This window comes from Bradyrhizobium valentinum, assembly GCF_001440405.1.
Taxonomy (GTDB): domain Bacteria; phylum Pseudomonadota; class Alphaproteobacteria; order Rhizobiales; family Xanthobacteraceae; genus Bradyrhizobium; species Bradyrhizobium valentinum.
On sequence record NZ_LLXX01000157.1, the window covers coordinates 16345 to 28152 of the forward strand.

The window sequence follows — 11808 nt, forward strand, 5'->3', positions numbered from 1 at the left end:
ACCCGGTGGCTTTGCCCACCCTACCGATTGCGACTACGCCGCCCTTACCTTGCCGAGGAATTCGTCGACCGCGTTGCGCAGCATGCCGGACTGGGTGTCGAGCTCGCGGGCGTTCGCCAGCACCTCGGACGCCGCCTTGCCGGTCGCCGCCGCCGCCGTGGTGACACCGCCGATGTGGGCGGAGATCTCGTTCGATCCGGCCGCCACCGACTGAATGTTGCGGGCGATCTCGCGGGTGGCGCCGCCCTGCTGCTCGACGGCGGTCGAGATCGAGACCGTGATCTCGCTCATCTGGGCGATGGTTTCGGTGATACCGCCGATCGAGGCCACGGCCTCGCTGGTCGAGGACTGCATGGCGGCGACCTGCGACGAGATCTCCTCGGTCGCCTTCGCGGTCTGGTTGGCGAGCGCCTTCACTTCCGACGCCACGACCGCGAAGCCGCGGCCGGAATCGCCGGCGCGCGCCGCTTCGATGGTGGCGTTGAGCGCGAGCAGATTGGTCTGCGCCGCGATCGAGTGGATCAGCTTGACCACTTCACCGATCTTCTCGGCGCCGGTCGAGAGCGCGCTGACGGTGGCGTTGGTGCGCTCGGCGTCGCTCACCGCCTTGGTGGCGATCTCGCTGGAGCGCGCCACCTGGCGGGAAATCTCGGTCACCGAGCTGGAGAGCTCTTCCGCAGCCGACGCGACGGTACCGACATTATCGGACGAACGCTGCGACGCCGCGCCGACGGTTGCCGCCCGCGCGCTGGCATCGCTGGCGGTCGTGGTCATGGATTGCGCGGTGGTCTGCATGCCGGCGGCCGCCGTCGACACCGAGCGGACAATGCCGGTCACGCTGCGCTCGAAGTCGCTGGCGATGCTTTCCATCGCTGCCCGCCGTTCGGCCTCGGCGCGCGCCTGCACCTCGGCTTCCTTCTGTTCAAGCCCGCGGATGCGCAGCGCGTTGTCCTTGAAAATCTGCACGGTCGCGGCCATCGCGCCGATCTCGTCGCCGCGGCCGATGCCGGGAATTTCGCCGTCCAGCCGGCCCTCGGCGAGGTCCTGCATTCGGGTTCCGAGCTGACCGAGCGGCTTCGCAATGCTGCGGCCGATCATCCAGGCGATGCTGCCTGCGATCAGGGCGATGCCGAGAACGGCAATTCCGAGCACCGCGGCGATCGGCTTCATCTTGGTGTCGAGATCGTCGAGATAGGCGCCGGTGCCGACGAACATGTTCCAGCCAGGGATCGGAACCGCATAGGAGAATTTGCGGATCAGCTCCTCTTGTCCCGGCTTGCGGAATTCATAGCGCAGCATGATTTCGCCGTTCGCCGCGACGCCGTCGCGCAGTTCGCGCACGAGTTTTCTGCCACCCGTGTCGATGTCCATGCGGTTCTGGCCGATCTGGCTGGGAACCGGCGCCAGCACGGCGACGCCATCCATCGTATAGGCGAACACGTAGCCGTTGCCGTTGTCGAAGGTCAGCGTATTGCCGCGCTTGCTGAACTCGGCAATCGCCGCTTCCTTGGTCATCTGACCCGCGGCGACCTGCTTCTGCAGGCCGAGCGCCATGTTGCGCGCCATGTCGACGATCGCCTTGGTCTGCTCGATCCGCGCATTCAGCATCTCACGCTGCATCAAATAGCCCGCCAGCATGCCGGCGACGCAGAGGCCGAGCAGGGTCACTCCCACCAGAATGCCGAGCTTGGGGGTGATCTTCAGATTTGTCAGCTTCACGGGGGTCTCCGGAAATTGGCGCGTGGCACGCGATTGACCGATTGATTCGGCGCACAATATCGTGAGACCCTTTAGCGCTTTGTTACGAAGACCAGCGGAAATCCGGCTGAAACGCCGCTTCCGATTGAGGCGGCAACCCGCGATTGTAGCGGGCAGCTGTCAGGTCGCGTAAAAGATGAAGTCGCGTAAAGAAAAGGGGCGGCGCCCGCCGCCTTAAATTAACACCGAAGAATGAAATCGGGAGCAGGAAATGCCGAAATTCAGGGTAGTGACGCCGAAGGGCGCAAGCTTCACGGTCGCCGGCGGCGGCTACGATTATGAGAACGAAGCGCTCGATCCGATCGGGGCCGAAATCATCGAGGCGCCGGCCAACGAGGCGGAATTCATCGCCGCCGCCAAGACTGCGGACGCGATCTACGCCAAGGGCATGCCGATCACCAAAGCGATTATCGACGCCCTCGAGAACTGCAAGGTGATCACGCTCGGCAGCGTCGGGGTCGACTCAGTCGACGTCAAGGCCGCCACGGCCCGCGGCATTCCCGTCACCAACATTCCCGACACCTTCATCGAGGAGGTCGCCGACCACGCCATGATGCTTTTGCTGGCGGGTTTTCGGCGGCTGGTCGAGCAGGACAAGATGGTGCGCACCGGCCGCTGGTCCGAAGGCCGGCCTGCGCTTTTGAAGATCCCGCGGCTGATGGGCCAGACGCTTGGCTTCATCTCCTTCGGCCGGGTGGCCCGCGCGGTCGCCAAGCGCGCCGCCCCGTTCGGGTTGCGCATGATGGCCTACGACCCCTTCATCCAGGAAACGCTGATGTACGATCACGGCGTGATCCCCTCGACCCTGTCGGAGGTGCTGTCGCAGTCGGATTTCGTCTCGATGCATGCGCCGGCGCGCCCCGAGGTGCATCACATGCTCACCGAGAAGCATTTCCGCCAGATGAAAAAATCCGCCATCTTCATCAACACCGGCCGCGGCGCCACGGTGGACGAGGAATCGCTGATCAAGGCGCTGCAGGACGGCTGGATCGCCCACGCCGCCCTCGACGTGCTGGAGAAAGAGCCGCCGTCCCACAACAACCCGATGCTGTCGATGGAAAACGTCACGCTGACCGCTCATGTGGCGTCGGCATCGGCACGTTTTGACGAGGCGCGCAAGCGCCGCGTGGGCTACGAATTGTCACTGGTCCTGCAGGGGATGTGGCCGGTAAGCTGCGTCAATCCGTCGGTGCTGCAAAACACCTCGCTCCGCCGCTGGCAGCCGGTCAGCATGGATCGCGGTCCGAACAGTTAGGCGACAAGCGTTCCGACTACGTTCACCGGCGATTCAACGCCGGGAACAAAGAACAGGGAGAGAACCATGAAGAACGACATCACCCGTCGTGAAGCATTGGCGCTCGGCGTTTCCGCCGCTGCGCTGGCCGCTACCGGCGCATCGGCGCAAACCGCATCCGTCATCAAGGCCGCTGACGTCCCCGCCCCCAAGCTTGCAATCGAGAAAGGCGCGAGCCTGCGCATGCTGCGCCCGGTGCGCTTCGTGCAGGCCGACGAGGACGTGTTCCGCGCCAATGCGGCCAAATTCACCAAGGAGACCGGCGTCGAGGTCAAGGTCGACTTCGTCGGCTGGGAGGATATCAGCCAGCAGACGGCGGTGACCTCGAATTCCGGCGCTGGCCCCGACATCATCATCGGCTTCTCCGACGCCCCGCACATCTACATCGACAAGCTGGTCGAGCTGACCGACGTCGCCGACTATCTCGGCAAGCGCTATGGCGGCTGGCAGCCGCTGGCGCAGAAATACGGCAAGCGCAACAAGAGCGACGCCTGGATCGGATTGCCGTTCGGCGCCACCGCCGGCCCCCTGATCTACCGCAAATCGGTGCTGCAATCGGTCGGCTTCGACAAGGTTCCGGAGGATCATGCCGGAATCCTGGACCTGTGCCGCAAGCTGCAAAAGGCCGGCAAGCCAGCCGGCTTTGCGCTGGGCAACGCCAAGGGCGACGGAAACGGTTTTGCCAACTGGGCGCTGTGGTCGCACAACGCTTCCCTGCTCGATGAGGAAGGCAACATTGTCATCAACAGCAAGGAGACCATCGCCGCACTGAACTGGGTCAAGGAGCTGTACCCGACCTTCATCGCCGGCACGCCGTCGTGGAACGACGTCAGCAACAACCGCGCCTACTCCTCGCAGGAAATCTCGCTGACCGCCAACGGCGTATCGCTGTACTTCTCGCTGAAAAACGATCCGGCGACGCGCGCGATCGCCGAGGACAGCGAGCATCAGTTGCTGCCGAAGGGCCTCGCCAAGATTTCACCGATGGCGGGCCTGACGCTGAACGCGATGCTGTTCAAGCACAGCCCATATCCCAACGCCGCAAAGGCGTTCCTGCAATTCATGCTGGAAAAGGACCAGTACGAGCCCTGGCTCAACGCCAACTCGGGCTATTGGTCGCAGCCGCTTGCGGCCTATGCCGACGCCGCTGTTTGGTCCAGCGATCCCAAGGTCAAGATCTTCAAGAACACCATGAACAGCACCTATTACGACGGCTACAAGGGGCCGATCTCGACGGCAACCGGTGCCGTCAGCGCCGATTACGTGTTGATCCAGATGTGCGCAGCGGTTGCCACCGGCGCCTCGACGCCAGAGGCTGCCGCTGCGGAAGCGGAGCAGCGCGCGAAGCGGTACTTCCGGCGACAGGGCCGCGGCTGAACCGCAAATCTGGTCAACCGTCATTGCTTAGGAGCGATTGACACGCCGTCATTCCGGGATGGTGCGAAGCACCAGACCCGGAATCTCGAGATTCCGGCTTCGATGCTTTGCATCGTCCCGGAATGACCTTGAAAGTCAGACAGGTCAGGAATCCGATGTCTGTAACAACTCTCCCATCGCGCGGCGTGGCGCTCCGGCAACCGGGCTGGGTCGCGCGCCTGTTCGACTACAAGCCGTTCCTGATCGTGATGTGCCTCACGCCGGCGATCGGGCTACTCACGGTGTTCCTCACCTACCCGCTGGGCCTCGGCGTCTGGCTCGCCTTCACCGACACCACCATCGGCCAGCGCGGCATCTATATCGGGCTGGAGAATTTCCAGTATCTGTGGACCGATCCGTTGTGGTGGGGCGCGGTGTTCTACAGCGTCTTCTATACGGGGATCGCGACCATCGGGAAATTCGCGCTCGGCTTCTGGCTGGCGCTCCTGCTCAACAACCACTTCCCGCTCAAGAGCCTGCTCCGCGCCATCGTGCTGCTGCCGTGGATCGTGCCGACGGTGCTGTCGGCGCTGGCATTCTGGTGGATCTACGATCCGCAGTTCTCGATCATCTCCTATCTCCTGGTCGACGTGCTGCACATCCGCACCACCAATATCGATTTCCTCGGCAATCCCTGGAGCGCACGCTTCTCGCTGATCGCGGCCAACATCTGGCGCGGCATTCCCTTCGTCGCGATCTCGCTGCTGGCTGGCCTGCAGACCATCTCGCCCTCGCTCTATGAGGCGGCGATGCTGGACGGCGCCAGCGCCTGGCAGCGATTCCGCTACATCACCTTCCCGATGATGATGCCTATACTCGCGATCGTGATGACGTTCTCGATCATCTTCACCTTCACCGACTTCCAGCTCGTCTACGCCATCACCCGCGGCGGGCCGGTTAACTCCACGCATCTCCTTGCGACGCTTGCCTTCCAGCGCGGCATCGCCGGCGGCGAGCTCGGCGAGGGCGCCGCAATCGCGGTGTCGATGGTTCCGTTCCTCGTGTTCGCGACGTTGTTCAGCTACTTCGGCCTCGCGCGCCGTAAATGGCAGCAGGGAGAAGCCAATGACTGACGCAGCCGCCCAATCCACCAATGTCGGCAGCGCCACGCCGGATACCATGGCGTGGGATTCCCGCGCGCGGCGGGTGATGATGATCTACCTGCCGCTGTCCTGCTTCGTGCTGATCCTGCTGTTCCCGTTCTACTGGATGGCGATCACCTCGTTCAAACCGAACGCGGAGCTTCTGAACTATAGGGAGCACAACCCGTTCTGGATCTCCTCGCCGACACTTGCGCATATCAAGCATCTCTTGTTCAACACCGCCTATCCGACTTGGTTGAAGACCACGATGTTCGTGGCGATCGGCTCCACCTTCCTGTCGCTGTTTGCATCGACGCTTGCCGCTTACGCGATCGAGCGTCTACGCTTCCGCGGCAGCCCTTACGTGGGCCTCGGCATCTACCTCGCCTATCTCGTGCCGCCCTCGATCCTATTCATTCCGCTGGCAACCGTGATCGTGCAGTTCGGCCTGTTCGACTCGCCGATGGCACTGATCCTGGTGTATCCGACCTTCCTGGTGCCGTTCTGCACCTGGCTCTTGATCGGCTACTTCAAGTCGATTCCGTATGAGCTGGAGGAATGCGCGCTGGTGGACGGGGCGACGCGGCTGCAGATCCTGCGGCGGATCACGCTGCCGCTCGCCGTGCCCGGCCTGATCTCGGCCGGCATCTTCTCCTTCACGCTGTCGTGGAACGAGTTCATCTACGCGCTCGCCTTCATCCAGAGCGGCGCCAACAAGACAGTGCCGGTCGCGATCCTGACCGAGCTCGTCACCGGCGACGTCTACCAATGGGGCGCGCTGATGGCAGGCTCCCTGCTCGGTTCGCTGCCGGTCGCGCTGTTCTACTCGCTGTTCGTGGATTACTACGTGTCGTCGCTGACGGGCGCGGTGAAGGAGTAAGGCACCGCTGCGTGCCGCCCCGCCCTACCTGGGCTTGAACTCCACCGGGACGTTAATGGGCATCGACCCGTAAGCGATCTCGGGCGGAAATGCAGGGAATGGCTGGGCTTGGCGAACCAATGCCAGGGCCAGCGCATCGAAAGCAGGAACTCCCGAAGAGCCGCCGACGCGGCTCGATAGTACCTGACCGCCGCGGCTCAGCGTGAAGGACAACCTGACGACGCCGCGCTGGCCGTTGCCGCCGGATGGATATTTATGGAAGCGCAACAAATGCGCGCGGACCCGCTGAGCGTAGGTCGCCATCGCTGAGGCAGAGGCGCCCGCACTGATCGCCGACGCGGCAGGCGCCTGACGCTCGGCGCGCGGCGGTGCGCTGGTGCGCGGCGCCGGTGGCACCTCCGAAGGCTTCTTGGCGTCCTGCCGGACGATTTTCGGCTTCACCGGCACCGGCTTCCGGTCCGGGACGATCTGCGCCGGCTCGGGCTTTTGCGGCGTGGGCTGCAGCTTCTGCTCCGGCGGCGCAACGACCTCCGGTTTCTCCTGCGGCGGGGTCGGTTCGATCTGCTCCTGCACTGCCTCAGCGGCCGCGGGCTCGGGCGGCGACGCGTCCGCCTGCTGCATCTCAGGTCCCGGCGCGATGTCCATCGGCGCCGCTTCGGGTGACGACGTAATGGGCGCGAGGTCGACCATGATAGTGGGTACCGCCACGCCGGGCTCGGGCCGCTGGCTGTACCAGTTCATGGCCAACGCGATCAGCGCGGCATGGGCGGCGACGATCGCGATCGCCGAAACTCCCCAGCGCCGGACCGCAGCCTGGTCGGAGACATCATGCAGAGCGAAGGCGTTCATGACGGGTCAACTGCGGCCGTCGAGGCCGACCAGTGCGATCTTGAGGTAGCCGGCGTTGCGCAGGAGGTTCATCACCTCCATCAGGTCGCCATAGCTGACGGCCTTGTCGGCGCGCAGAAAAATGCGCTCGTTCTTGTCGCTCTTGGTGGCGGCATCGAGGGTCGCGGTCAGCGTATCGCGCGCGATGATGTCCTCGCCGACCGCGACCGAAAGATCCGGCTTCACGGTGACGAACACCGGCTTGTCCGGGCGCGGCGACGGCTCGACCGCGCTGGCGGGAAGATCGACGCCGAGATCGACTGTTGCGAGCGGCGCGGCGACCATGAAGATGATCAGGAGCACCAGCATCACGTCGATGAACGGCGTGACGTTGATCTCATGAGACTCGACAAGATCGTCGCTGCCGCCGCGCGCCCGTCCGCCGACTGCTTGACCGAGCTTCACGCCCATCGCTTCACTCCGCGGCGCGGGCGAGCCGGAACGAGCCGCGGTCGCCCTCGCGGCTGATCAGCAGCAGCACGAGCGCCGAGGCATCGCCGAGCAGTGCGCGATGGGCCGCAATCGTGCGAGTGAGATGGTTGTAGATCACGACCGCCGGGATCGCTGCAACCAGACCAAGCGCGGTCGCCAGCAAAGCTTCCGCAATGCCGGGCGCGACCACGGCGAGGTTGGTGGTCTTGGCTTCGGAAATGCCGATGAACGAGTTCATGATGCCCCAGACCGTTCCGAACAGGCCGACGAACGGGGCTGTGGCGCCGATGGTGGCGAGCACGCCGGTGCCGCGCGCAATCTGCCGCGACATCGCGGCCTCGACCCGCTCCAGCCGCAGCGCGACCCGTTCCTTGAGGCCGTCGTCGAAATGGCCGCCTGAGAGGCTGGCCTCGCGCGCGGCGGACTGGATGATCTGCGCTACGGCGTCATTGCCGCCGCGGCTTTCCTGCTCTGCCTTGGCGAGCACGATATCGGTTTCCAGCATGCTCAAGCGCCGTTTGGCAGTCGCGGTCTTGCGGCGGATCTCGACAGTTTTTGCCAGCCAGATCGTCCACGTCACCAAGGAGGCGAAGGCAAGCCCGACCATCACCCCCTGCACCACGACGTCCGCATTCACGAACATGTTCCAGGGCGACAGGTTGCGCGGTAACAGCGCAACATCGGTGGCGGCCTGGGCGGCGCCCGGCAGAGCCGCCACACCGATTGCGCTACACCAACGGATCATAACGTCCAGCACGTTTCTCCGCATGATCGTCTCCCGGGCTGACAAAAGGAATCGGTTACGCCGCGCTGGCGACCGCGATCCTCTCCGCAAGCGCGTGAAAGCGTTGCAACTGGTCGCTGCGCAGCGCGCGCGTCTCGTCGCGGCCGACGAACACCTTGAACATGATGCCGCCGTCCACATTGATGAACGCGATGAAGGCCGACGACTTGCCCATGAAGGGCCGCTCGACAAAGGCGATCGCCGCACAGCGTTCATGCCGGAGATGGCCGTGCAGTCCTTTCGGCTGCATCAGGTTGAAATAGCCGCGGCCGATCTCGCCTGCCGGCACACTGCCGGTGAACTCGAAGATCGCATCATCGGTATGGACGATCAGCGTCACCTCGCCCCATTGCGCGACGTCGTTCATCGCGGCGGCGAATTCACCACCAGAACCGAAACGCACCATCGTATCGGGCAACGCCTCGAGCACGGCGCGTGGCGTCACCTTCCGCTCCCGCGCCACATCCTCGATCACCGCGCCCGGATTGTCCGCCATATGGGCCTTGAGGTCGGCAAGCTCCGCGCTCAACATCGTGACCTCCTTTATGCGGCAGCGCTGGACTTGCGCTCGCTCAAGATCACTTCAAACCCTTCGAACTTGGGATGGCCGAGGTAAAGGCTTTCGCCGGTCTGGTTGTCGGCGCGGGCGTGGGCACGGCGGAACTCTTCCGATTTGGTCCAGGCTTCGAACGCGGCCTTGTCGACCCAGACCGTGTGCGACGAATACAGCGTGTGATCCTCGGCGACGGGCCCCTTGAGCAGATGAAACTCGACGAAGCCGGCCATGTTGCTGAGATAGGACTCGCGCGTGCGCCAGACATTTTCGAAAGCCGCTTCAGAGCCAATCTTCACCTGGAACCGGTTCATCGCGATAAACATTTAAAATCTCCTTGCTGGGTTGCTGAGGTGCGCCTGGCGTACCGTTTGAGTTGGTTGGAAACATGAACGCGCCGAAGCCGCGCTGGAGCATCAGCACGGCCCGGTGCAACTTCAGTGGTTTGTCAGCTCGTCGAACTACACTCCGCCAAAGTGAATCTTCAATCCGGCCTTGTAAACCCTGCCCGGGCCGGGGCTCGACCACAGCACATCGTTTTGATTGGTGCCGTCGGTGGAACTGCCGGGGATGGCATAGGGCCGGTAGTACTGGTTCAAGAGATTGTCGATCGACGCCGTGAAGACAACGTCCTTCGTTGCATTCCAGGTCAGGTACAGATTGACCAACTCATACCCCGTTGCGGGCAGATAGCCGGCCGGCACGTCGTTGTTGGCGCCGAACGAGGACCACTGCGCAGCCAGGATCAGCCTGCGATCGAGCAGCCGCACACCGCCGGTCGTGGTGATCTTGCGCGGCGTGATGGTCGCTAGCCCAATATTGGTCGCGACGTTCTTGCCACGGATCAGGTGGCCGGCAACTCCGACATACCACAAGCCCGCATCGTACATCGTCTCAGCCTCAAAGCCTTCGATGCGGGCATGGGCGATGTTCTGGTACTGGTAGAACTGGCTGAACAGGCCGGGGTTCGCAACCAAGATGGGCGACCGCGGGGTCGAGGCGACGAGGTCGATATAGCTATCGACGTCATTGCGGAAGACGTTGAACTTTCCGCGGAAGCTGTCGCCAGCCGTGAACACATCGTTGTACTTGAGGTTGATACCAACTTCCTTGTTCTTGCCGACCTCCGGCCGCAGGCCCGCATTGGGCAGGAAGCAGAACAGGCCGGCAGTGCCGTCCGGGCACGGGAAGAGCGGGGGACCACCGCCCGTGGCATGCGCGCCGGCGATCAACGTCTCGGTAATCGCGGGCGCGCGGTAACCTTCGGCATAGCTGGCATAGGGCGTGAAGCCCGCCACCGGGGTCACGCCGATAGTGATCTTCGGCGAGAACCGGTCGCCACCGCCACCGGTCGCTACCGTCGGCGAATGCAGATCGTACCGATCGTAGCGGATCGCGCTGACGGCCTCGAACCAGGTCGAATAGTTCTGCTTCAACTGCGCGAACCCGCCGGAAACGGTGCGCAGGCCGCCGGGCGTGGTGATGTTGGAATTGCCGCGGCTGTCGAAGGTTTTCACGTCATCCTGAAACGCATCGACGCCGAACGTCACCGCGTTGCGCCAATCGCCGACGTTGAATCTTGTCGTGTTGTTGACGTCGATCCCGAGCGTATCGAGCACATAGCCGCGCTTGTCGCCGACGCAGCCCGAGATGTTGTTGCCGAAGCTGCCGTTGGCGCAAAAGGCCGCGCCAGCGGCGGTGGCGCTGTTATGATAGGTCTTGGTCTGGTCGTTGTCAGTGCGGTTGCCGTAGAGCGACAGATTCCAGTCCCACAGATTGTCGTCCGGCTTGCTGTATTTCCAGGTCAGCGTACCGGTGTAGTTCTTGGCGTCGGACGCATAGACCGATGACCCCTGGAAGAGCGCGCGCTGCGCCGCGGTCAGCACCGGCCCGCGGTTGAACTGGCCGATGCTGTATTGGTAATCTTGGAATATGGCGCCGAACTTGATCTCATGGCCGTCGGCAGGGCGAACGGTCAGCTTCATCAGGCCGGCCGCGATCTCGTTGCCGGTGTTGCCGATCTCGGTGCCGTTGCCGTCCTTGTAATTGCCCTGCGTGCGGTAGACCGCGCCGCCGAACACATCGACATTGGGATCGGCGCGCACGCCGCCGAAGATCGAGCCGAGGCCGCGAGCATTGTTGGTACCGCCGGAGCCGGTCATGTCGACTCCCCAGCGTTCGCCAGGACGCACCACATCGTCGATGTCCTTGGTGCGGAACGAGACCACGCCGCCGATCGCGCCGGAGCCGTAGATATTGGCGGTCGGGCCGCGCACGATATCGACGCCGCCAACCAGTTCGGGATCGAGGAAGAACGAGCCGTTGGCATTGTGGCCGGTGCGCTGATAGTTCTGCCGTGCACCGTCAACGACAACGGCGACGCGGCCGAAATCCTGCAGGCCGCGGATGTTGATGACGGTCGAGGGATCGTCGCCGCGCTCCTGGAACGAGACGCCGGGCACGTTGTAGAAGATATCGGACAGCCGGTTCGGCTGCAGACCCTGAATCTGCTCGAGCGTCACCACGCTAACGGGAGCGAGCGCGTCGATCGCGCGCTCCTCGGTCTTGGTCGCGACCGCCGTAATCGTATCGAGCGACTGCACGGGTGCGCTGCCGATCTGCGCCCGCGCATTCATCGCCGGCGCGCTTGCCTGCTGCTCCTGCGGCGGCTTCGCCGGCTTGCGCCGCGACTGCTTCTGCCGCTCGGACGAGCCGCTCGCA

11 protein-coding genes are annotated in these 11808 nt (G+C 63.8%); 4 read left to right on the forward strand and 7 right to left on the reverse strand.

What is annotated here, in order from left to right:
* Positions 1 to 33 precede the first annotated feature (33 nt).
* Positions 34 to 1719: a methyl-accepting chemotaxis protein gene (locus CP49_RS27960; RefSeq protein WP_057853405.1), complete on the reverse strand. Its 1686-nt coding sequence runs from the start codon at positions 1717 to 1719 to the stop codon at positions 34 to 36.
* A 250-nt stretch (positions 1720 to 1969) separates the two neighbouring features.
* Here CP49_RS27960 and CP49_RS27965 point away from each other — a divergent pair, with 250 nt between their 5' ends.
* From CP49_RS27965 to CP49_RS27980, 4 genes are all read left to right on the forward strand, one after another.
* Entirely contained in the window at positions 1970 to 3013 is a 1044-nt protein-coding gene (locus CP49_RS27965; protein ID WP_057853364.1) for a C-terminal binding protein, read from the forward strand.
* Between the two features lie 66 nt (positions 3014 to 3079).
* Positions 3080 to 4429, forward strand: coding sequence for an ABC transporter substrate-binding protein (locus CP49_RS27970; protein WP_057853365.1), 1350 nt, complete (start codon positions 3080 to 3082; stop codon positions 4427 to 4429).
* A gap of 155 nt (positions 4430 to 4584) precedes the next feature.
* On the forward strand, positions 4585 to 5541 hold the full coding sequence (locus CP49_RS27975; protein ID WP_057853406.1) for a carbohydrate ABC transporter permease: 957 nt from the start codon (positions 4585 to 4587) through the stop codon (positions 5539 to 5541).
* A gap of 46 nt (positions 5542 to 5587) precedes the next feature.
* Positions 5588 to 6430: a carbohydrate ABC transporter permease gene (locus CP49_RS27980; protein ID WP_420807659.1), complete on the forward strand. Its 843-nt coding sequence runs from the start codon at positions 5588 to 5590 to the stop codon at positions 6428 to 6430.
* Positions 6431 to 6454: 24 nt separating this feature from the next.
* On the opposite strand, the gene CP49_RS27985 is transcribed toward CP49_RS27980, so the two are convergent.
* From CP49_RS27985 to CP49_RS28010, 6 genes are all read right to left on the reverse strand, one after another.
* On the reverse strand, positions 6455 to 7279 hold the full coding sequence (locus tag CP49_RS27985) for a TonB family protein (RefSeq protein ID WP_057853367.1): 825 nt from the start codon (positions 7277 to 7279) through the stop codon (positions 6455 to 6457).
* A 6-nt stretch (positions 7280 to 7285) separates the two neighbouring features.
* Positions 7286 to 7729 carry a TonB system transport protein ExbD gene (gene exbD, locus CP49_RS27990; RefSeq protein WP_057853368.1) on the reverse strand — a complete coding sequence of 148 codons (444 nt, stop codon included), beginning with the start codon at positions 7727 to 7729 and terminating at the stop codon, positions 7286 to 7288.
* Positions 7730 to 7733: 4 nt separating this feature from the next.
* Positions 7734 to 8495 carry a tonB-system energizer ExbB gene (exbB, locus tag CP49_RS27995; RefSeq protein WP_057853369.1) on the reverse strand — a complete coding sequence of 254 codons (762 nt, stop codon included), beginning with the start codon at positions 8493 to 8495 and terminating at the stop codon, positions 7734 to 7736.
* A gap of 55 nt (positions 8496 to 8550) precedes the next feature.
* Positions 8551 to 9066, reverse strand: coding sequence for a heme utilization cystosolic carrier protein HutX (gene hutX, locus CP49_RS28000; protein WP_057853370.1), 516 nt, complete (start codon positions 9064 to 9066; stop codon positions 8551 to 8553).
* 11 nt (positions 9067 to 9077) lie between these two features.
* Positions 9078 to 9413 (reverse strand): heme-degrading protein HmuQ, encoded by a 336-nt coding sequence (hmuQ, locus tag CP49_RS28005; RefSeq protein ID WP_057853371.1) that lies wholly within the window; start codon positions 9411 to 9413, stop codon positions 9078 to 9080.
* Between the two features lie 135 nt (positions 9414 to 9548).
* Positions 9549 to 11808: TonB-dependent hemoglobin/transferrin/lactoferrin family receptor (locus tag CP49_RS28010; protein ID WP_245310910.1), on the reverse strand; the 2260-nt coding region annotated here is incomplete at its 5' end.